General features: G+C 52.3%; 22 protein-coding genes. 13 read left to right on the top strand and 9 right to left on the bottom strand.

Annotated elements, in window-relative coordinates:
• Window positions 1–107 precede the first annotated feature (107 nt).
• From EHW58_RS06670 to EHW58_RS06660, 3 genes are all read right to left on the bottom strand, one after another.
• Window positions 108–782: a ChrR family anti-sigma-E factor gene (locus tag EHW58_RS06670; RefSeq protein WP_152795529.1), complete on the bottom strand. Its 675-nt coding sequence runs from the start codon at window positions 780–782 to the stop codon at window positions 108–110.
• Window positions 779–1,348, bottom strand: a complete 570-nt coding sequence (locus tag EHW58_RS06665; protein ID WP_108743076.1) for a sigma-70 family RNA polymerase sigma factor — start codon at window positions 1,346–1,348, stop codon at window positions 779–781. Before EHW58_RS06665 ends, EHW58_RS06670 begins: the two co-directional genes overlap by 4 nt.
• Window positions 1,349–1,474: 126 nt before the next feature.
• Window positions 1,475–2,044: an LON peptidase substrate-binding domain-containing protein gene (locus EHW58_RS06660; protein ID WP_046073085.1), complete on the bottom strand. Its 570-nt coding sequence runs from the start codon at window positions 2,042–2,044 to the stop codon at window positions 1,475–1,477.
• A gap of 155 nt (window positions 2,045–2,199) precedes the next feature.
• On the opposite strand from EHW58_RS06660, the gene EHW58_RS06655 reads away from it, so the two are divergent.
• From EHW58_RS06655 to EHW58_RS06645, 3 genes are all read left to right on the top strand, one after another.
• Complete coding sequence (locus EHW58_RS06655) at window positions 2,200–2,997, top strand: MetQ/NlpA family ABC transporter substrate-binding protein (RefSeq protein WP_152795527.1); 798 nt, start codon at window positions 2,200–2,202, stop codon at window positions 2,995–2,997.
• Window positions 2,998–3,171: 174 nt separating this feature from the next.
• Entirely contained in the window at window positions 3,172–4,386 is a 1,215-nt protein-coding gene (locus EHW58_RS06650) for a multidrug effflux MFS transporter (protein WP_152795525.1), read from the top strand.
• Window positions 4,387–4,610: 224 nt separating this feature from the next.
• Entirely contained in the window at window positions 4,611–4,868 is a 258-nt protein-coding gene (locus EHW58_RS06645) for a hypothetical protein (RefSeq protein ID WP_152795523.1), read from the top strand.
• Window positions 4,869–4,876: 8 nt separating this feature from the next.
• Here the strand turns inward: EHW58_RS06645 and bioA are convergent, their stop codons facing one another.
• Window positions 4,877–6,157 (bottom strand): adenosylmethionine--8-amino-7-oxononanoate transaminase, encoded by a 1,281-nt coding sequence (gene bioA / locus EHW58_RS06640; protein WP_152795521.1) that lies wholly within the window; start codon window positions 6,155–6,157, stop codon window positions 4,877–4,879.
• 102 nt (window positions 6,158–6,259) lie between these two features.
• Here bioA and bioB point away from each other — a divergent pair, with 102 nt between their 5' ends.
• Genes bioB through bioD form a run of 4 tightly spaced genes read left to right on the top strand, consistent with a single transcriptional unit; the run spans window position 6,260 to window position 9,991 of the window.
• Window positions 6,260–7,312: a biotin synthase BioB gene (bioB, locus tag EHW58_RS06635; protein ID WP_370517837.1), complete on the top strand. Its 1,053-nt coding sequence runs from the start codon at window positions 6,260–6,262 to the stop codon at window positions 7,310–7,312.
• Window positions 7,313–7,318: 6 nt separating this feature from the next.
• On the top strand, window positions 7,319–8,533 hold the full coding sequence (locus EHW58_RS06630; protein ID WP_152795519.1) for an 8-amino-7-oxononanoate synthase: 1,215 nt from the start codon (window positions 7,319–7,321) through the stop codon (window positions 8,531–8,533).
• A complete protein-coding gene (gene bioC / locus EHW58_RS06625; protein ID WP_152795517.1) occupies window positions 8,530–9,324 on the top strand; it encodes a malonyl-ACP O-methyltransferase BioC in 795 nt (264 codons plus the stop codon). The genes EHW58_RS06630 and bioC overlap by 4 nt, the downstream gene beginning before the upstream one ends.
• Window positions 9,317–9,991: a dethiobiotin synthase gene (gene bioD, locus EHW58_RS06620; RefSeq protein ID WP_152795515.1), complete on the top strand. Its 675-nt coding sequence runs from the start codon at window positions 9,317–9,319 to the stop codon at window positions 9,989–9,991. The genes bioC and bioD overlap by 8 nt, the downstream gene beginning before the upstream one ends.
• An 83-nt stretch (window positions 9,992–10,074) precedes the next feature.
• On the opposite strand, the gene EHW58_RS15650 is transcribed toward bioD, so the two are convergent.
• Complete coding sequence (locus EHW58_RS15650; protein WP_194163208.1) at window positions 10,075–10,248, bottom strand: hypothetical protein; 174 nt, start codon at window positions 10,246–10,248, stop codon at window positions 10,075–10,077.
• A 498-nt stretch (window positions 10,249–10,746) separates the two neighbouring features.
• Here EHW58_RS15650 and htpX point away from each other — a divergent pair, with 498 nt between their 5' ends.
• Complete coding sequence (htpX, locus tag EHW58_RS06615; RefSeq protein WP_046073095.1) at window positions 10,747–11,625, top strand: protease HtpX; 879 nt, start codon at window positions 10,747–10,749, stop codon at window positions 11,623–11,625.
• 28 nt (window positions 11,626–11,653) lie between these two features.
• Here the strand turns inward: htpX and EHW58_RS06610 are convergent, their stop codons facing one another.
• Window positions 11,654–12,577 carry a DMT family transporter gene (locus EHW58_RS06610; protein ID WP_152795513.1) on the bottom strand — a complete coding sequence of 308 codons (924 nt, stop codon included), beginning with the start codon at window positions 12,575–12,577 and terminating at the stop codon, window positions 11,654–11,656.
• Window positions 12,578–12,724: 147 nt separating this feature from the next.
• Here EHW58_RS06610 and EHW58_RS06605 point away from each other — a divergent pair, with 147 nt between their 5' ends.
• Window positions 12,725–13,174, top strand: a complete 450-nt coding sequence (locus EHW58_RS06605; RefSeq protein ID WP_046073097.1) for an Lrp/AsnC family transcriptional regulator — start codon at window positions 12,725–12,727, stop codon at window positions 13,172–13,174.
• A gap of 62 nt (window positions 13,175–13,236) precedes the next feature.
• On the opposite strand, the gene trxC is transcribed toward EHW58_RS06605, so the two are convergent.
• Window positions 13,237–13,668, bottom strand: a complete 432-nt coding sequence (trxC, locus tag EHW58_RS06600) for a thioredoxin TrxC (protein WP_077607121.1) — start codon at window positions 13,666–13,668, stop codon at window positions 13,237–13,239.
• A gap of 139 nt (window positions 13,669–13,807) precedes the next feature.
• On the bottom strand, window positions 13,808–14,944 hold the full coding sequence (locus EHW58_RS06595; protein ID WP_152795511.1) for a M14-type cytosolic carboxypeptidase: 1,137 nt from the start codon (window positions 14,942–14,944) through the stop codon (window positions 13,808–13,810).
• Window positions 14,945–15,236: 292 nt separating this feature from the next.
• Here EHW58_RS06595 and EHW58_RS06590 point away from each other — a divergent pair, with 292 nt between their 5' ends.
• From EHW58_RS06590 to pgsA, 4 genes are all read left to right on the top strand, one after another.
• Window positions 15,237–16,688, top strand: coding sequence for an NAD-dependent succinate-semialdehyde dehydrogenase (locus EHW58_RS06590; RefSeq protein ID WP_077607120.1), 1,452 nt, complete (start codon window positions 15,237–15,239; stop codon window positions 16,686–16,688).
• A 282-nt stretch (window positions 16,689–16,970) separates the two neighbouring features.
• The gene (gene uvrY, locus EHW58_RS06585) at window positions 16,971–17,615 is read left to right on the top strand and encodes a UvrY/SirA/GacA family response regulator transcription factor (protein WP_046073101.1); all 645 of its coding nucleotides are present in this window, start codon (window positions 16,971–16,973) and stop codon (window positions 17,613–17,615) included.
• Between the two features lie 29 nt (window positions 17,616–17,644).
• Window positions 17,645–19,477 (top strand): excinuclease ABC subunit UvrC, encoded by a 1,833-nt coding sequence (uvrC, locus tag EHW58_RS06580; protein ID WP_370517836.1) that lies wholly within the window; start codon window positions 17,645–17,647, stop codon window positions 19,475–19,477.
• 49 nt (window positions 19,478–19,526) lie between these two features.
• Window positions 19,527–20,087, top strand: coding sequence for a CDP-diacylglycerol--glycerol-3-phosphate 3-phosphatidyltransferase (pgsA, locus tag EHW58_RS06575; RefSeq protein WP_046073102.1), 561 nt, complete (start codon window positions 19,527–19,529; stop codon window positions 20,085–20,087).
• A 145-nt stretch (window positions 20,088–20,232) separates the two neighbouring features.
• On the opposite strand, the gene EHW58_RS06570 is transcribed toward pgsA, so the two are convergent.
• A complete protein-coding gene (locus EHW58_RS06570) occupies window positions 20,233–21,600 on the bottom strand; it encodes an ATP-binding protein (RefSeq protein WP_152795509.1) in 1,368 nt (455 codons plus the stop codon).
• Between the last annotated feature and the right edge of the window lie 3 nt (window positions 21,601–21,603).

Genomic DNA, 21,603 nt, shown 5'->3' with positions numbered 1-21,603 from the left:
GATAATGGAGAGCATCGCCGAGCAAAAGCACGCATTCCGTTGCCTCTTTAGCATAAAAAAAGGCGGCTTCGCAGCCGCCAGAAGGATAACAACTAACACAGAATTTTTTAGTAAATCGCATGTCCCACGGTATTGAGTAATTTGCTCACACCTTTGGTGAAATAAAGCGGTGCATCTGCCACCGTGTAGCACAAACACCCTTGTTTGGTGAATGGCGTATGATGATGGCGACTATCGAGCAAAATAAAATCACCCGGTACGTATTCGCCACTTTCATCCTCGAACGTACCATCAAGCAAAAGGGTTAACTCATAGCCTTTGTGCGTGTGCGCAGGCACCGAGCCGCCCTCATCAATATGGAGGAAACTGGCACGTGTTGCCCCTTCATCAAGGTTCAACCGGGCGCGCTGTACTTTGCCAAAAGATGACCAGTTAGAATCACTAAAGCGCTGTAGCGCGCGTGGCAACGTGTAGGTCTTGTTACTCACACTTATTTGTGTTGCACGGACTAGTGTTTGCACATCGACGGCACCATCATTGGCCGCTACATCTTCGAAAATGGCGGCAAGCATTTCGTCTTCAGCCGCATAATCCCAATCAGCAACGGTTATTTCTTCCTCGTCGAACGCTGAATCTGCAAGCGAGGCTTCTGCAGCGGCGACATATGCCTGGCATTCCTGGCAGAGCTCAACATGTGCTGACAACGCAATCGCCATCGAGGTGGGCAGTTTGCCAGCGGCAAACGCGTCAAGTAAGTCGGTCGATGGGTGATATTTAATCATTGTTTAACCTCCAGGTGATTGCGGAGCTTTTCCAGACCTAAACGCAATCGGGATTTTACGGTGCCCAACGGCACGTTTAACTGTTCTGACAACTCTTGGTGGGTAAGCTGTTTAAGATACACGCCTCTCACCACTTGTTGTTGCACGTCGGGTAACTCATCAATGAACGACAGCAACTCTTGATCCATCATATATTGCGCACCAGCATCCGACTCATTGTCCTGCTGGCCAGATTCGAGCACGGGCCAAATATCATCACTGAAGTTGTCTTCCCGGTTCGATTGCACCTTACGCAACATATCAAAGCTAATGTTACGCATGATGGTAAAGACCCACGTCGTCGCTGCGCCTTTATCGGCGTTGTACAAATGCGCTTTTCGCCACACAACCAACATGGTTTCCTGCACAAGCTCCATCGCTTGCCCGTCAGCACGGAGATGCTTGGAGCCGTATGAGCGAATCTTAGGGCCAAAAAACCGAAACAGGCGCTCGAAAGCAACACGGTCACGGTCTTCCGAAACTTTCAATAATAATGCAGACAACTCTTCCTTCGTCACGTCAGTCATGTTGGCACGCGTGTCCCGTCTGGAAATGGTGGTCTCAGTATACATGGTTTGTGGCGCAGTCATAGTTGAGTCCTATCTGTCGTAGCCGTCCATTTGGCTACCAGTACGTGGGTAGCAGTGATTGGATCACTCGACTTCCTCTTCGAGCAGCTGACTGATAAACTGTTTCGCTTCTTCTGCTGACTCTTGAGCAATAAACCATTGTTTTTGCGCATTAGAAAGCGGCAAAATTTCGAGCCAGCGCTGACAGCTCCAGGTTAAATCTTCGAAATGAGGCGCTTCATATTGTTCTGCGTGTTCAGGGTGAGCGGCAAAGACGTGTTTGAGCCCTGAGGCGATACGCGCTTTGTCGTCGGCTTGCGCCTCACCCAAATGCTCATCATGAGGCCAATCATTGAGTGCGCGCACATCGCCTACCCAAAGTTTGTCCGCTTCTTGGTCCGTCGACATAATTTCTACCCGCTGGCGACCAGCGATCGTGATCCCCAGCAAGCCGTCGGGCAGTGTTTCGAAATCGACGATGTCGACTAAGGTGCCGTACTTGTAAAGACGCTTTCCCTGCATCATTGCCAGCACAAATCCTTCTTGATTCGCTGAGCACTCACGGACGAGGCGTAAATAACGAGGTTCAAAAATGCGCAGTTTGGCTCTGCCTCCCGGTAACAAAAACAGGGGCAAAGGAAACAGCTTAGTCATACTCATGCCTCCTTCTATCGATTTAACATGCCCTCCATTACGCGTAGGACAATGGATGCGATCAAGCCGGCCCTTGTATCAAGCTAATCGTATTGACATTAACCATCTATATGGCATTCTAGATGTCTAAATGGCCAATTAGCAAGGTAAAGGGAATGAAGATAAAACAACTCAGCGCAAGTCTCGCGATACTTCTCGCGGCGGTATCCCTCTCAGGGTGTTCCGACCAAACTGAAACCATTAAAATTGGCGCAACGGTCGGTCCCCACGCGCAAGTGGTTGAATCGGTGGCTGAGCAAGCGAAAGAAGAAGGGATTGATGTTGAAGTCGTAGAGTTCTCTGATTACATCTCGCCTAATGCAGGGTTAGCGGATGGTAGTTTGGATTTAAACAGTTATCAGCATCAGCCGTTTCTCGACAATTTCAACCAAAACCACGATAGCGAGTTGGTAGCGATTGGTCGCTCAATCTTAATGCGGATGGGGATTTATTCTGACAAAGTCGACAAGGTCGAGGCGTTAGCGAATGGCGCACAAATTGCGATCCCCAATGATCCCACAAATGCGGGTCGCGCGCTGTTATTGCTGGAAGACGCAGGATTGATTACGTTGGCTGACAATGTTGGTTTTAAAGCCACGCTGCAAGATGTTCAATCCAACCCTAAACAGCTCGAATTTGTGGAAGTAGAAGCGGCACAGCTGCCTCGCAGTTTGCAAGATGTCGATGCCGCGGCGATTACCATGAATTATGTGATGTCATCAGGGCTCGATCCGAGCGAGCAGGGCATTTTCTTGGAATCTAAAGATGCGCCTCTCGCCGTTATGGTGGTGGCCGCACGCAAAGACGATCAAGATAACCCGACGTATCAGCGACTACTCGCGTTATTCCAGTCCGACAAAACACGTCAGTTTTTGCAAGATACTTTTAATGGCACCATAGAGCCTGCGTTTTAATTTATTGTCACCCAGTGAAATCGGCCAGTGCAACGCTGGCCGATGGCCAAACGTCACTATTTGTTTACCACTCATACAGTTATTACTGTTACCATAGTGATCTATCGGTGATCCACAATGTGCTAGGATCGCGACGTCTACCTCCCCACATCAATAAAACGCATAGGAAACTGGATGCAATCGGCTAGTCGCCCATTTAATTGGTCGCCCGTATTGCTGGCATGCCTGACCGTCAGTATTGGGCAATTCAGCATGGGCTTAGTATTTCCGTCTTTGCCCTGGATAGCCCGAGATTTCAACCTCAGTATGGACAATGTCCAACTGCTTATCTCTGCCTATTTACTTGGCTTTGGACCATCACAGTTTATCTATGGGCCTATCTCAGATGCGCTTGGCCGTCGCCGCGTGTTGTTAGCCGGTGTGTTGCTTTCACTGATTGGCTTAACCGTGATGGTGAGTTTTAGCGCCAGCTTCACTGGCCTGGTCATTGGCCGCTGCATCCAAGGAATGGGGACCGGCTGCTGTGCCGTGCTCTCGCGTGCCTTTACCCGTGATTCTTATTCTGGGGATCAACTACCGCAAGCCATGTCATATTTGATTATGGTGGCGTCGTTGACTCCGATTGTGGCGCCCGTTATTGGCGGGTTCGTTAACCACAATCTAGGCTGGCTGGCGATCTTTATTTTGCTGATGGTGTACACCAGCTTGGTGTGGTGCGTACTGTTTTTCCTGTTTAAAGAAAGCATGCATACTCGTTCACCGTTGCCCAATGTGAAGGTGATTCTCGGCCGTTATGGTGCATTGTTAAAAACACCGTATTTTCTCTATTTCGCCAGTATTAGCTGGGTGAATTTTACCTTGGTGATCACCACGGTGTCGCTGATGCCATTTTTAATGCAAGAGCGCATCGGTATGACCTCGGATCAATATGCGCTGTGGGCGCTTATTCCGACCTGTGGCTTATTGTTGGGTAGTGCGCTGGTTTCGCGCATTCGGCCGCGTTTGGGCACCAAGCGCATGCTGCTGATGGCACCCGTGATGCAGCTCATCTCTGCGGTTTGGTTATGGCTCACTCCGATGGACCCGTTACTGCTGATGATAGGGCAGTTTTTTATGGTGTTTGGCAATGGGATTGCGCTGCCGTGCGCCCAATCGCAGGTGATGCAACCGTACTCTAACCAAGCCGGCACGGTCGCTGCGCTCTCCGGTGGTGGACAGATGATCATTTCTGCGTTGATGAGTATGGCGCTATTGAGCTTGGGCGTTAGCGAAGCATGGCACCTTGGTGTGGTAGTGGGTGTGTGCGCGCTGCTTTCCGTACACAATATCTTCCGCGGTTTTTCGGCACCGAAAGTCAACGTCGCCAGTACCCCGAGCGAGGCATCATGACAAATACATGGTCCGAAAAGGATGACAACCATCGCTAGCGCCATCGCCGTTAATGACACAATTTGACGGAATACGGAGTACGGAATACGGAATACGGAATGCGGAATACGGAATGCGGAAAGAGCTGATACGAGCGCGATTTGTTCTCTTCTGTATTCCGTAAGCGAAGCGCTCTGTATTCAAAAATTCTAAATAGCGCGTAGGTCGGCATAAGCGCTACCACGATGCCAATAAGTATCACAATTTGGGCCGCGCGCCACCCGACATCGGGGTTAACTTTGGCATCGAACGTGACAGGCGCCCGTTGGAAATTTGCACATACCCAACACTATGCCGGGGCTTGTGTCACCTACGCCAATGGCGCCACCGACGTTAAAGTACGCGTAGGTCGGCATAAGCGCCAGCACGATGCCAATCATTATCACGATGTGTGCCGCGCGCCATCCGACATCGGGGTTAAATTTGGCACCGATCGTGACTGACGCCCTATCTACTCACCAAAAAACTGCTTAATTGCGGTGGTCATGCCTTGGGTGAGTTGGTGGAGTTGGTCGTCGCGGATGCAATAGGGTGGCATTACATACACCAGTTTGCCGAACGGGCGAACCCAAATGCCTTGGGCGGTCATTAAGGGCTGGATATCGGCCAGATTTACCGGATCGGTCAGCTCTATCACGCCAATTGCGCCAAGCACACGCACGTCCGCCACACACTCGAGGGCGCGAGCAGGCGCTAAGCCGGTTTTTAGCTGCTTCTCGATGTGCGCAACCGTCTGCGTCCAGTCACTTTCCAGCAAGGTATCAATGCTGGCGCAGGCCACGGCGCAGGCGAGTGGATTGCCCATAAAAGTGGGGCCGTGCATAAAACAGCCTGCATCACCGCTACAAACCGTATCGGCCACATGGCGGGTGGTTAGCGTGGCGGCCAAGGTCATGTATCCACCGGTCAGTGCCTTGCCGACGCAGAGTATATCTGGGCTGATCCCCGCGTGATCACACGCAAATAGTTTTCCTGTTCGGCCAAAGCCAGTCGCAATTTCATCCACAATCAGCAGCACATCAAACTCATCGCACAGAGCGCGCACTTGACGCAGGTATTCATGGTGATAAAAACGCATACCGCCTGCGCCTTGCACGATGGGCTCTAAGATCACGGCAGCGAGTTGACCGTGATGCGTGGCGAGTGCTTCGCGCATAGGCTGTATGTCGCTAGGATCCCACTCACCGTCAAAGCGGCTTTGTGGCGACGGCACAAAATGATGCTGGGGCAGAAACCCTTTGTAGAGTTTGTGCATCGAATTATCAGGATCCGTCACCGACATGGCAGCGAACGTGTCGCCATGATAGCCATGACGCAAGGTCAAAAACTGTGCGCGCGATTCGCCGCGTCCCTGCCAATATTGCATCGCCATTTTAAGCGCGACTTCTACTGATACCGATCCTGAATCGGCCAAAAACACTTGCGTGAGCGGGGCGGGAGAATGCGCGACCAAGCGCTCACAAAGCGATACCGCAGGCTGGTGGGTGAGACCGCCAAACATCACATGCGACATTTTATCAATTTGCTTATGTGCTGCGGTGTTCAAAGCATGGTGGTTGTAGCCGTGAATGGCTGCCCACCATGATGACATGCCATCAATCAGAACAGTGCCATCTTCAAGGTGTAGCTCGGCGCCGCTTGCGTGTGAGACGGGCAAGCAAGGCAAAGGGTCGAGCGTTGAGGTGTAGGGATGCCAGATATGCTCACGGTCAAAATGGGTGTCTGTGCTCATAAATAAATCAGATGTAAACCAGTATAATCTTGTTGTGTTGACAGGTTAACGTCTGTGGGTAGACTAGCCAAGCATTAAAACGACAACAACGGGGAAAACCGCGTGGAAATAAGACACAACTGGACCGCACAGGAAGTGCAAGCATTGTTCGATAAACCCTTTATGGATTTGCTGTTTGAAGCGCAGCAAGTGCATCGTGAATACCATCCTGCCAACCAAGTGCAAGTCAGCACGCTGTTATCGATCAAAACCGGCGCTTGTCCAGAAGATTGCAAATATTGCCCGCAAAGTGCGCGGTATCGCACCGATGTTGAGAAAGAGCGCTTAATGGAAGTGGAACGCGTGCTCGAAGCGGCGGAGAAAGCCAAAGCCTCAGGCGCGACGCGCTTTTGCATGGGGGCCGCCTGGAAAAACCCCAAGCAACGCGATATGCCGTATTTGCTCGATATGATCCAAGGCGTCAAAGGATTAGGGTTGGAAACCTGTATGACTCTGGGCATGTTGGATGCGAAGCAAGCCAAGACCTTGTCCGAGGCGGGTTTGGATTACTACAACCACAATCTCGATACCTCACCTGAGTTTTACGGCAACATTATTACCACGAGGACGTACCAAGAACGCCTCGATACCTTATCCAACGTGCGAGACGCGGGAATGAAGGTGTGTTCCGGCGGCATTATTGGGCTGGGCGAAAGTGCTCGCGATCGCGCTGGTTTGCTGGTTGAACTCGCCAACATGCCGGCTCACCCAGAAAGCGTGCCAATCAACATGCTGGTCAAAGTGAAAGGCACACCGCTTGAGAACGTCGATGACGTCGACCCGTTCGATTTTGTCCGCATTATTGCGGTGGCGCGGATCATGATGCCCAAATCGGCAGTGCGGCTGTCTGCTGGACGCGAAGACATGAACGAGCAAATGCAAACCTTGTGCTTTATGGCGGGCGCGAACTCGGTATTCTACGGCTGCAAGCTGTTGACCACACCAAACCCTGACGAAGACGCGGATATGCAGCTATTTAAAAAGCTGGGTATTAATCGCGAAGCGGTCAGCCAAAAGCCCGATCAAGTCACTGAGCACGACTTACTTGAGCAAGTGGCCGAGCGAGTCGCAGCGCGCCCGCAAGAGGGCGATTTGTTCTACGACGCCAGTGTCTAAGTCCCTATGACTGATACAACATCAGCGCTGACCCGTCGTTACCAAGGCGAGCTGGCCGCACGCCAGCAACAAGGCTTATGGCGGAAAAGTGGTGACAATGCCGTCGCCGAGTCATGGCGCAACTTTGCGGGAAATGATTACTTGGGCCTTGCGCAAGACCCACGACTGGTGAAAAGGGCGCAGCAGCACCTTGAACGCTGGGGGGTGGGTGCAACGGCCTCGCCGGTGGTATCCGGTTTTACCGCGGCGCATCAATCCCTTTGTGATCAGCTGTGTGACTGGCTCGGTTACCCGCAAGCGATACTGTTTAACAGTGGTTTTGCCGCCAACCAAGCCTTGCTCTTTACGCTGTTAGGTAAAGACGATGTCTTGTTTCAAGACAAACTCAACCATGCCTCCTTGATTGAGGCTGGCGTATTGAGCCCTGCCACACAGCGCCGTTTTCGTCATAACGACATGGCACACCTTCGCCAACTGCTCGCAAAGCAAATCCAGCCTTCCGCATCGCTGATTGTCTCAGAAGGGGTATTCAGCATGGATGGTGATGTATCGCCAACCGAAAGCCTTGCCGCGATTGCCAACCAATCGGGGGCGCTCTGGGTACTGGATGATGCGCATGGGATTGGCGTGTTGGGGCTAGAAGGCGAGGGCAGTATCAGTCGTGGCGCACGGCCGGATATTTTAATCGTGACATTTGGAAAAGCCCTGGGCATCGCTGGGGCGGCAGTGCTGGCTTCTCCCACCATTATTGATTATTTGCGTCAGTTTGCGCGCCATTATGTGTATTCGACCGCCATGCCACCTGCGCAAGCGGCACTCGTTGAGGATGCGATTAGGCTGGCACGAACAGAGCACTGGCGGCGAGAAACACTCAGCGCCCATGCCGAACAGCTAGCGCAAGGGCTCCACGACTGGTTAGAGACGACGTCTGCTTGCGAACCGGACGTTGGTAATAGGCAGCCCTTCCCGCAACTGCTCGCGACGCCTAGCCCGATAAAACCGCTGATTATCGGTGATTTGGCAGCGTTACAGCAGGTGAATCACGCCTTGATGAAGGCGCACATTCGGGTGGGGGCGATTCGGCCACCGACTGTCCCCGCTAACACTGCACGTCTGCGGATCAGCTTGTCGGCACAGCATCAAAAAACAGATATCACCGCACTGATCGAGGCGCTTAAGCCGGTATTAGCATGTGACAAAGCGTGCGAGGTGACGCCATGACCGTCGCCGATAAACAAGCGATTGCCCGAGCGTTTGGCCGCGCCGCGCCCCATTATGATGACAGTGCCACGCTGCAGCGCCGTGTCGGCCATCGGTTAATGGCATTGGCTGAGTCAGAGCAAAAGTCTGTTCGTCTCGGTACCGTCTTAGATGTCGGCTGTGGCACCGGCTATTTCACTCAGCAGTGGATGACTCACGCTAAGACAGTGATTGGACTGGATCTCAGCGCCCCTATGCTTGCGACGGCAAAAGCGCGTTGTGGTGATGCCATGCTAGGCGTACAAGCTGATGCGGAGCATTTGCCACTGGCCGACAACAGTGTCGATCTGGCATTTAGCTCGTTAGCGCTGCAATGGTGTGACGATTTGCATGTGCCATTGGCGGAGCTGAGTCGGGTCGTTAAACCCGGCGGGAAAATTCTTGTCTCGACACTGCTCACCGGATCACTGTGTGAACTCGACAGCGCGTGGCAACAAGCATGCGGCACATCACGGGTGAACCGCTTTATCACGTTGTCTGGATTACAGCAGGCGACCCAACGCGCCGGGCTTAGGCACGCAACCGTGTTGCAAGAAAGCGAACAACTCACCTTTGCCAATGCCCATGCGGTGATGAAAAGCTTAAAAGGCATTGGCGCCACTTATCGCCCCCAAGGGGCGGGGCAGCAAGGGCTGGCGACAAGAGCGCAGTTTAGCGCGGTAGAAAAGGCGTATCAGCGTTTTGCACTTGCCGCCAACACCTTACCGGCGACCTATCAAATTGGCTACATAGTGATTAACCACCATGCATGACAGTTATTTTATTACCGGCACCGACACCGAAGTGGGGAAAACCTATACCACGGCGGCGCTGTTGCACGCTTTTATCAAACAAGGTTATCAAGCGGTGGGCTATAAACCTGTCGCTGCTGGTGCCGATTTAGCGCCTGATCACCAACTAAATAGTGACGCTGTCACTTTACAGCGCGCCAGTGCGATCGCATTGCCGTATGCCGCTATCAATCCAGTGTTGTTGGAAACGCCGTGCTCGCCCCACTGGGCGGCGGTGTTAGCCAACAAGCCCATCGACACCCAGGTGCTGAGCGATGGGCTCGCGCATTTAAAACAGCAGGCCAGTCCGGTATTGGTAGAGGGCGCCGGCGGTTGGCAAGTGCCACTCAGTGAGACTGAAACGCTGGCCGATTGGGTGGTTGCCCACCAACTGCCAGTGATCATGGTGGTGGGGATTAAACTTGGCTGTTTAAACCATGCTTTACTCACCGCAGAGGCCATTCGCGCACGTGGGCTTAGGTTAGCCGGATGGGTGGCAAACGCTGTTGATCCCAAGGCGCAGCACAGTGATGAAATGGTGCGTTATCTTGATGCGCATTTAGATGCACCCTGTCTGGGGCACTTGCCGTTTGCTGCCGATGCCTCGCCAGCACAATGCGCGAGCCACTTAGATATTAAGCCGTTGTAAACATATTGCGAGAATGTAGCGATCAAAAAAGCCAGCGCTGTGCTGGCTTTTTGTCTATTCAGGTAGTCAATGCGGGTAGACAATTACTTCTGGTCGTCTTGAACACCCATTAGGCTTTGCTGAACCTCGGCCATTTGGCGCGCCGCTGTCGCGTCATCCGACGCTAACCCAAGCTCTGAGCAGGCTTCATCGAAGCTCATGCCGAGATGACAGGTTAAGATGTCGATAGCGACTCGGTAGTTTTCTTGCTCTGCCATGGTCTCACTCCATTGATAACGCGTTGCGTTGTTAAGGTTAGGTTGTCCACACTGGGTGGTTATAAACTTAATGGTTGATATGACCGCCGACTGCCCATTACTTTGTTGTCTTACGCAGTGCATCAGCGTCATAGTTTTAAACAGCTGCGCATAAATTAGCCTGAGTAAACCGCGATGACAACTCGACCAAAGTCTATATTGGGTTGTTTTTGTCTTTTTTATTGGGCTTTTCTGCCTCGATGCTTGTTAAATGTTTGAATGGATTGTTAAAAATTAAGAGTTGCGCGATATCACAATTTGTTTAGATCAGATCGAAATAACGTGCCACACTAACTGGTCGGTGCAGAGAGCTGGATGGTACGGGCGCCACAAGCGACGACTGGGATTTATTCGTAACAAATTGCATCAAAGGATTGTTTTTATCATTAATGCCCATACTATTTTTATCATTACAACAAATAAGCGCTAAACACTGGGTTTAAGCGACGGAGACACACCATGAAACGCTTAGGATTATTTCTCGCTACCAACCTTGCGGTACTGGTCGTATTTAGCATTGTGCTGAATATCATTTATGCCGTGACAGGCATGCAACCGGGGAGCTTATCTGGGTTGCTGGTACTGGCAGCGGTATTTGGTTTTGGCGGCTCGTTTATATCGTTGCTGATGTCAAAATCAATGGCATTGCGCTCGGTGGGGGCGCAAGTGATTGAGCATCCACGCAATGAAACCGAGCACTGGCTAATGAATACTGTCAGTCAACAGGCGCAGCGCGCTGGCATTGGTATGCCAACCGTGGCGGTATATAACTCGCCTGACATCAACGCCTTTGCGACGGGGGCGAAACGCAACGATTCTGTGGTGGCGGTATCAAGTGGCCTGCTGCAAAACATGACCCGTGATGAGGCCGAAGCCGTGCTGGCGCACGAAATCAGCCACATTGCCAATGGCGACATGGTCACCATGACCTTGATGCAAGGGGTAGTGAACACCTTCGTGATCTTTATTGCCCGCGTTATCGCCGGTGCGGTGAGTGGCATGAACAGTGACGAAGAAGGCGAAGGTGGCGGCAACTGGATGATGTATTTCCTCGTCTCGTCAGTGCTAGAAATCGTGTTTGGTATCCTGGCCAGCATCCTGACCATGTGGTTTAGCCGTCATCGCGAGTTCCGCGCGGATGCAGGCTCGGCGCAGCTGGTAGGCAAGCAGAAAATGATTGCTGCGCTGGAGCGTTTGAAAGTCAGCCACGAGCCGAAACTAGAAGGCTCAATGATGGCATTTGGCATCAACGGTAAGAAAACGCTGAGTGAGCTATTTATGACTCACCCACCGCTAGAAAAACGTATCGATGCCTTGCGTCGTGGCGACTATCTATAATCGGATAGCGTTTACGCCGAGTCATCGATTAAGCGGCCTGCGGGCCGCTTTTTGTTTGTGTGCGACGCCACTTTATCCCCTCACTGGCGAGCACCGCACCCAATACAATCAACGCCATCGCTACCACGGTAAGCGCACTGACGGTTTCCGAGAACACAGGAATGGCGATCAGCGCCGCCACCACAGGCGTGAATGCGCCTATTGCGGCACTCATTTCTGCGCCCAAACGGCGAATCGCAAACGCATAGCTGTAATTGGCAATGATCCCCACGCCCAAGCCTTGCGCCAGTACATGGTAGCCCAGCTCACCGAGAGGGGCTTGGAGCAGATTAAACGAGATAAGCCCGCTCATCGCGCCCACAGGCAGCAGCAAGACGGCTGACATCGCTAATACCGCTCCGGCTTCTGCGGCATTTAAGCCCGTGACACGCACGCCAATAGTAAACCACGCCCAGCTGATGCTGGCTGCGAGCAAAATCAAATGACCTTGGGTGACGCTCCACGGTGAGAAGAACAGCGAATGCCACAAAAATGCGCCAATGCCGATCACGATCAACCCAATCCCTAATCGTCGTCCCACCGAGAGCGACTCGCCATAAACGCTCCAAGCAATGGCGGAGACAAACAGTGGCAAGATCCCAGGAATTAACGAGGCGCCATCGGCGACAGGGGCAAACTGCATACCTGTGGCAGCGAGCAGATAAAACGGTAAACCCGCCCCGAAGGCAATCGCAAACAGATAACGTTTGGGCACGGCAAAAATATGGCGCACACGATGACGACTCAGCCAACCAAATAGCAGCGCCGCAGGCAAAAAGCGCAGTAGAGCAATATCGCCACTGGTTAATACCGACTGGCTGGCCTGACGCAGGGAGATAAACAGGCTCGCCCAAATGGTCACGGTGACAAGCATGGCGGCGAGGCCTAATAAACGTTGAGAGGTGGCAGGCATGGTTGATCACTTCCTTGATAATGGATGCAGTTAGTGTGGCAGCGTCAAGGGAGGGATTGGTGGCAAATTAATGGGTAGTTTCATCCTCTATTAGTGGTTATCATCGTTTATTAGTTAATTATTGATGAAAATTACCAAGGAGAGGGTTTGGACAGTAAAGACAAAGCCATTCTGGCGCTGTTACAAGACGATGCGCGCCGCACCACGGCGGAAATCGCTGATGCCGTTGGATTGTCGTTTTCGCCTTGTGCAAGACGAATCAAAAAGCTGGAAGCCGATGGGGTGATAGCATCCTATCAAGTTACGCTCGACCGCCAGCGGATTGGGCTTAACATGACCTTTTTTGTCAACGTGAGTTTGAGCAATCACCGAGAAGAGGCGATTGTTACCTTCGAGCACGCACTGGTGGAAATGGATGAAGTCATCAACGGCCACGTGATCTCAGGTACATATGACTATTTATTGGAAGTGGTGACGCGAGATTTACCGCACTATGAAGCCTTTATGCGCCAGCTACAAACCTTGGCGATGGTCAAAGACATCAATACCAATGTGGCGATCCGCGCGGTAAAACAGAGCGCGGCGCTGAAGGTGTAGCGCCGCGCTATTAATGTGAAATAGTGGTTAGCGAATAGCGAATAGCGAATAGCGAATAGCGATTAGCTAAGGTGCTGGCTTAGCCAGTCACTAAAGGCATTTTGAGGCAGGGCACCGTTGAGTACGTCAACGCGCTCGCCGTTTTTAAATACCATTAGCGTCGGAATGCTACGAATTCGATATTGCGCCGCCAATGCTTGCTGCGCTTCGGTATCGATTTTAACAAAACGTGCGCGGCCTTCTTCTTGCTCGGCCACTGCTGCAAAGGCAGGCGCGAAGCTTTGGCATGGGCCACACCACGGGGCCCAAAAATCGACCACGACAGGCACATCGCTATTTAGCAACGCGTTAAAGTTTTCGCTGGTGCCCTCAATCGGTTTACCGTCCAGCACATCCGACTGACATTTGCCGCATTTGGGCGCGTCATTCACCCGCTCGCTTGGAATACGGTTCATGGCTTGGCAGTGAGGGCAGCGTGAGGTCAAGGTTGTCATTGGGGTTCCTCGTTGAATTATTTGTGTCTAATATAAGCGGATGACATCGCTCGCCCAAGTTGAAATTATCAATCACTCAAATAGAAAAAGCCGATGACATGGCACCGGCTTTCATGAGGTGTTATTGATTCAGTGCGCGCTAGAGTGCATCCACCACATTGAGGATGGCACTGAGCATATCGCGACCGAAGGCTTGGCTGCGCGCAGGTGACCAACCAAAATCCGGGTCCGGTTGGTCGTTATGATCTTTAAATGGCATTTCAACTGTGTACGACAAGCATTTAAAGCGCTCACCAATCCAGTTTGAGCCCACGGTCAGATTGGCCTTGCCAGGTGCGTCTTTGTCATAGCCGTGCTCGTCTTGGAACTCTGGCGTCACGGTGAGCAGGGCACGCTTAAACCTGTCCTCTAAATCCGCCATACGCGCATCGTAAGAAGGGATCCCCTCGCAACCGGCAACAAAGTTATATGGGATGGCCTCATCACCGTGGATATCGAGGCACATTTTCACCCCTGTTTGCTCCATACGCGCACGAACATGATACACCTCGGGGCTGCGCTCAAGCGTAGGGGCTTGCCATTCTCGGTTCAAGTTGGCGCCCACCGCATTGGTACGCAAGTGGCCGCGCACGCTGCCGTCGGGGTTCATATTGGGCACCACGTAAACGTCGGCCTTTTCCAACAGCGCACGGGCAGTGGTGTCGGTGTCGTCAAGCAATCGGTCGAGCAGCCCCTCGATAAACCATTCCGCCATGGTTTCGCCTGGGTGTTGGCGAGCAATCAGCCAAATCGGTGTTTTCGGTTGGGCGGATTCCCCTAAATCAGCGCGAATTTTCAGTAGGCTAATATCGCGCCCATCTAAGGTTTGGCCGAGGGTTTCTAGCTGACATTGTGGATAGGTCTGCGCTTGGTGAATTAAATCCAGGTGGCGCTCATAGCTATACGGCGCGAAGTAGGCGAAATACATCGAGCCCTGTTGCGGCGTTACGTTAATGGTCAGTGTATCGCCGTCAAATTCGGTGGGGACGCGGAACCAGGTCTCGCGATCGTAAGAGGCGACCGCTTGATAATCTTTCCAGCCTTCAGGGTAGGCTGAGCCTGCCAGTTGCTGAATATGCAGTGTGTGAGCCTGATTCACTTGCGCCTCTAAGCGAAAGTGGAACCACTGATAAAACTCAGACTGATTGTCGTGGTGAATGGCAAGTTGAATGTTGTTGATGTCGTCATCGTTAACAACGCGAATATTCCCGCTGTCGAACTGGCTAAAAATACGCATAGAGCATCCTTTATCGGTTTGAGAGGCCAGCTGTGTTTGCACCTGAAGGTAAGCCTTATGTTGTAAAACCGAGCGTGACTGTCTGATTAGCAACGAACCGAGTCACTCATTGTCTTCACTGACGAGCTCGCCACTGACTAATCACGTAGGCAAGATGGCTTTACTGGCTTATTATTAACAGTATTGCGCCTTATCTTGTCGTACTGTGTCTTAGCTGGCAAGGTGCCCTTATCACGCTATGACCATCTTTTTCCTCAAAGATTATCTTTTCCTCAACCAATAAGGAGCCACTATGCATTTGCAGGATCCTGAGCTTTTAAAAACACAGGCACTGATCAATGGGAAGTGGGTCGATGCCGACAGCCAACAAACCCGCGCAGTGACCAATCCTGCGAACGGAGAGCACTTGGCGACGGTACCTAATATGGGGGCGGAGGAAACTAGCCGCGCCATTGATGCCGCGGATGCTGCGCTACCCGAATGGCGAGATTTAACCGCCAAAGCGCGCGCTGACGTGCTTTATCGCTGGTACGAGCTGATGCTTGAGCACAAAGATGATTTAGCCGCAATCATGACGGCTGAGCAAGGCAAGCCGCTAAAAGAAGCCGCGGGCGAGATCCAATACGCCGCGTCGTTTTTACAGTGGTTTGCAGAAGAAGCGAAGCGAGTGTATGGCGCGACCATTCCCGCGGAGCAAGCGGATAAGCGTATTTCCGTGATCAAGCAGCCGATTGGCGTGACCGCGGCGATTACCCCGTGGAACTTTCCAGCGGCGATGATTACCCGTAAAGCGGCCGCAGCATTGGCGGCGGGTTGTACCATGGTGGTGAAGCCTGCCAGTGACACGCCGCTATCGGCGCTGGCCCTCGGTGAGCTCGCGTTACGAGCCGGTCTGCCAGCTGGAGTGATCAGTGTGGTGACCGGAGCGTCGGGCCCCATCGGTGATACCTTATGTGCTGACAGACGTGTCCGTAAGCTCTCGTTTACCGGCTCGACCGAAATCGGCGCACAGTTGATGGAAAAATGCGCCCCAACCATTAAAAAGCTCTCGCTGGAGCTGGGCGGCAATGCGCCTTTCATTGTGTTTAATGACGCCGATATTGACGCCGCGGTTGAAGGGGCCATCGCGGCGAAGTTTCGTAACGCAGGGCAAACCTGTGTCTGTGTGAACCGCATCTACGTGCAATCGGGCGTGTATGAAGCCTTTGCAGAAAAGTTTATCCAGGCGGTGAGTCAATTGCAGGTGGGTAAAGGCACCGACGACGGCGTGGACATCGGCCCACTCATCAATAAGGGGGCAATGGACAAAGTGAATGCCCACCTGGACGATGCCAAGCAAAAAGGCGCCGCGATTGAGCTGGGTGGCGCGTGCCCTGAGCTGGGAGAAAACTACACCCAACCGGCGGTGATTAAATACGCGACCCCAGCGATGCGGATAGCCAAAGAAGAGACCTTCGGCCCCGTGGCACCGCTGTTTTCTTTTGAAGAAGAAGCGGACGCCATCGCCATGGCCAATGACACCGAATTTGGGTTAGCGTCTTACTTTTATGCCAAAGACATTAGCCGGGTGCACCGTGTTGCCGAAGCACTGGAATACGGCATGGTAGGGATCAACACTGGCTTGATTTCGACCGCGGTCGCGCCCTTTGGTGGGGTGAAGCAATCGGGTCTTGGCCGTGAGGGCTCACACTGGGGACTCGATGAATACCTAGAAATGAAGTACTTGTGTTTGGGTCTGTCGTAATCTAGACGGTTTAAGCCGCTAAGTGTTAAAAATTACTGACACGTAAAGCGGGTTTTACGCTGTTTATTGCAGTCAACTTGCCTCGAACGTCACCAAATTGGTGATAATTCAGTCAGGTTGACTGTTTTTTGGCGGCTTAGTGTATGAATATTTGCATTTGCCCACATCCGCTCTGTTGTTGGCTTTTCATCCGTGGTAAAACTCAAGTACTATGCGTAAGAGAAGTCCAACCGTTGCCTTGTGGCAGCATGTTGGCGAACCAAACCAAGTGGAGATACAAGATTGATCAATGTGTTCCTTGTAGATGATCACGAGCTGGTTCGCACAGGGATTCGACGTCTTTTAGAAGACGTTCGTGGCATAAAAGTGGTAGGGGAAGCCGACAGCGGTGAAGCTGCACTCAAGTGGTGCCGGCAAAATCACGCCGATATTGTCCTAATGGACATGAATATGCCAGGCATCGGTGGGTTGGAAGCGACACGCAAGTTGCTTCGTTACTCGCCGGACGCCAAGATTATCGTGCTCACGATCCATACAGAAAACCCGTTCCCCACCAAGGTCATGCAAGCGGGAGCCGCGGGTTACCTAACCAAAGGAGCCGGTGCCGATGAAGTGGTGAACGCGATCCGCATGGTCAACAGTGGCCAGCGTTATATCTCACCGGACATTGCCCAGCAAATGGCGCTTAGTCAGTTCTCTGCCTCTTCAGATAATCCTTTCAAAGAGCTGTCAGAGCGTGAATTGCAGATCATGCTAATGATCACCAAAGGGCAAAAAGTCACCGACATATCCGAGCAGCTTAGCCTGAGCCCGAAAACGGTGAACAGCTACCGTTATCGCTTATTCAGCAAGTTGGGCATTAATGGTGATGTGGAATTGACCCACCTTGCCATCAGGCACGGTATGTTAGATACCGAAACCTTGTAACGCGAAGTAATGTAGTACGAGACCGCGCAGTGCCGAACACCTTCGATGCCAAAAGTTTTCTGAAAACCGTTCCTCATCAGCCCGGCGTTTATCGCATGATGAACGCCGCGGGTGAGATTATCTATGTGGGTAAGGCCAAAGATCTCAGCAAACGCCTAGCCAGTTACTTTCGGGTCCAGGTTTCCAGTGAGAAAACCAAAGCCTTGGTGCGTAACATCGCCGATGTAGAGGTGACGGTGACCCACACCGAAACCGAAGCGCTGATCCTAGAGCACAACCTGATCAAGCAGCATCGCCCCAAATACAATGTGTTGCTGCGAGACGATAAATCTTATCCCTATATCTACCTCAGTGCTCACGAGCATCCGCGGCTAGCGATCCACCGCGGCGCGAAAAAGAAAAAGGGCGAATACTTTGGTCCCTTTCCTGATGCCAATGCAGTGCGCAAAAGCCTGCACCTATTGCAGAAAATATTCCCGGTTCGCCAGTGTGAAGACTCGGTGTATGCCAACCGCAGCCGGCCTTGCTTGATGTATCAAATTGGTCGCTGCTCTGGCCCTTGTGTGCCAGGGCTGATTAGTGATGATGACTACGCCGAGCAAGTCAATTTTGCCCGTATGTTTTTACAAGGCAAAGACCGCGAAGTGATCGACAGCTTGGTCGCCAAAATGGAAACCGCCAGCCAACAGCTGCAATTTGAAAAAGCGGCGGAATATCGTGACCAAATCCAAGCGTTGCGCCGCGTACAAGAGCAGCAGTTTGTCTCGCAAGACAGCGATGATGATATCGACGTTATCGGCTTTGCATTAGAAAACGGGGTGGCGTGCATTCATGTGCTCTTTCTGCGCCAAGGCAAAGTACTGGGCAGTCGTAGCCACTTTCCTAAGATGCCGGCAGAAACCGACCCTGGTGAAGTGGTCTCAAGTTTTGTCAGCCAGTTTTACCTGGCGCAAGCGGAAGGGCGCACCATTCCCAGCCATATTCTGATTTCTGACGATATCGGTGATGATCTGGGTTGGCTATCGAATACCTTGAGTGAAATAGCCGGTCGCAATGTGCGTCTGCAAAGCCGTCCGCGCGGGGCCAGAGCTCGCTTTTTGAAGCTGGCCAACACCAATGCGCGTACCGCTTTGACCAGCAAGATCAACCATCGGATGACCATCCAGAATCGTTATCAAGCGCTGCAAGAAACCCTGGGCTTAGAGCCGGTGAAGCGGATGGAGTGCTTTGATATCAGCCACACCATGGGCGAGAAAACGGTCGCCTCCTGCGTGGTGTTCAACCAAGATGGGCCGCTGAAAAAAGAGTATCGCCGTTACAACATTGAAGGGATCACCGGCGGCGATGATTATGCCGCGATGGCACAGGTACTGACGCGCCGTTATAGTAAGCAAGTCGAGCCAGAAAAAATCCCCGATATCATCGTGATTGATGGGGGTAAGGGCCAGCTTAGCCGTGCTTGGGAAGTGCTCGAGCCGCTGATTGCTGATTGGCCGATTAACCCGCTCATTTTAGGCGTGGCCAAAGGCACCAGCCGTAAGCCGGGGCTTGAAACCTTGATTAAGATCTCGGGCGAGGAGTTTTCGCTGCCCGCCGACTCACCGGCATTGCACCTTATCCAACATATTCGAGATGAAAGCCACGATCATGCCATTGCCGGACACCGCGCGGCACGGGGCAAAGCGCGCAAACAAAGTGTGCTCACCCAAATTGATGGCGTAGGCCCTAAACGTCGTCAGGCCTTGCTGAAATACTTGGGCGGTATTCAAGAGCTGAAAAACGCCAGTGTTGAAGAAATCGCCAAGGTGCCCGGGATCAGCGCCACATTGGCAGAGAAAATTCATTCCTCATTGCAAGGTTAGTGGCAATGGGGCACCATAACCCAGTTAATCCTAAAATAAAAAGCTGAGCATGCGTCTAAATATACCTACCATTTTGACCTTTTTGCGCATTGCGCTTATTCCGGTCTTTGTTGTTGCCTACTATCTACCTTATGCTTGGGCGCCATTTGCGGCAGCATTGATTTTTGTGATTGCTGGCGCCACCGATTGGCTGGATGGCTATTTAGCGCGTCGCTTAAAGCAATCGACCCGTTTTGGTGCCTTTCTCGATCCCGTCGCCGACAAAGTGATGGTGGCGATTGCCATGGTGCTGATTGTTGAGCACTACGCCTCTATTTGGATCACGATTCCGGCGGCAACCATGATTGCGCGTGAGGTGATTATTTCAGCCCTGCGCGAGTGGATGGCAGAAATCGGCAAACGTGCCAGCGTCGCGGTCTCATGGGTGGGGAAATTTAAAACCGGCTCGCAAATGTTTGCATTGACCATGCTGCTTTGGCATGGCGCGCCTTGGATTGAATGGTTAGGTTACATTGCGCTGTACGCCGCGGCAGGCCTAACCTATTGGTCGATGTATCAGTACATGATGGCGGCCAAAGACGACTTGCTCGCCGACCCGGAAGAAGAATAAAACGGGCACTTAGCAAACGCATTCACGCCTGTTACCTACTCATAAAAACGCAGCCACGATTTGGCTGCGTTTTTTGTTTGCTGCTGGTGGCAGCGCGAAAGCACCGGCTTGTTTGTTGGCGTCGCGCTTAAGCTGACCGTCTGGCTTAGCGCTTAGGAATGGTCAGCACAAAGGCCGCTCCTTGCAGCGGGGAGTCGCTGGCGTGGATGTTGCCATCGTAACTGGCAATGATTTCATCGCACACTGCTAATCCAATGCCAGTGCCAGGATTGAGCTGATCGGCACGCACCCCACGCTGGAATATGCTTTCCCGATATTGCTCTGGTACCCCGGGGCCATCGTCTTCAATCGCCAATTGCCACACTTCGCCGTGATCGTCGAGCCGGATTTGCACCGTTTCAAGGCAAAAGCGATAGGCGTTTTCCAGCAAGTTACCGAGTAACTCCATCAAATCACTGCGGTGCACCGGCAAAGAGGCACTTTCATCAAACGCTCGCAACACCTTTACCGGTTTATCGCGATAGGCCTTATCTAACATGCCGGTCAGGCTATCAATCGGTGCGGTCAGTGGGCTATCTTCACGTTTCAGCCCACATTGCCCCACCAATGCGCGTTTGAGCTGATATTGCACCATGTCATCCATCTGGCTGACCTGCTCCAAAATCCGCTTATTCAGCTGCTCGCGCGACAGATGATTATCATCGAGCAGGGCATTGGTGGCGGATAAACGCGTTTTTAAGCTGTGCGCCAAATCATCCATGGCGTGGCGATAACGGGATTTTTGCTTTTCCCGCTGGGTGATCATCCGGTTAAGCGCTTGGGTGACATCTTGCAGCTCGTCAGGGTAATCGTTATCCAGTGTTTGCTGGCGTGATTCAGTAATCGCGATCAGCTCTCTGGCCAAGCGGCGCAGTGGGGAAAAGCTCCAATGACACGCGGCAACCACGAGTGCCGACGCCGAGACAAACAGCAGGCTGATGTAAAACCAGGTCTCTGCCTCTAAATCGGCTAACTGTTGTTTTTGTTTGTCGACGTTGCGCAGCACAAACAGCCGGTTTTCGCTATCACCGGGTTGTTTTTCTGATGAAAGCCGTTGCGCTACCACGTTAAAGCCAGCAATGGAAAGGTACTGCGGCTTTTTCGCTTCGTTAGGAATATGTGTGCAGATATCGTCGATATTAAACGCTTGCACATCGCGTGAGGTCCATAGCGTGTGGTTATCGGGCGTACATAGCACCGACATATAATCGCTGCTGGACGGGTCAAGCGATTGAATCCAAGCCGTCAGCTGGTCAGCGCGGATCAGCCCGTCTTTACTGAGCTGCGCCATCACCATCGGAATTTGTGAGGCCAGATCGCGCGAGTAAGCCGCCATTGAATTTTGCTGATACAGCTTATTAATCAAGGCCGCGAGCGCAATCGAGAAAAGGAGAATAATGCCAATGGAGGTGGCGAGTACGCGGGTGCGCAGTCGGGGGCGACATTGGCAAAGGGTAAGTTGGCCTAGTTTCATGGT

It is taken from the genome of Salinivibrio sp. VYel1 (assembly GCF_009377945.1).
In the GTDB taxonomy this organism is placed as follows: Bacteria; Pseudomonadota; Gammaproteobacteria; order Enterobacterales; family Vibrionaceae; genus Salinivibrio; species Salinivibrio siamensis.
Note: the sequence above shows the minus strand (reverse complement) of the source record. Positions and strands in the feature narration are given on the sequence as shown.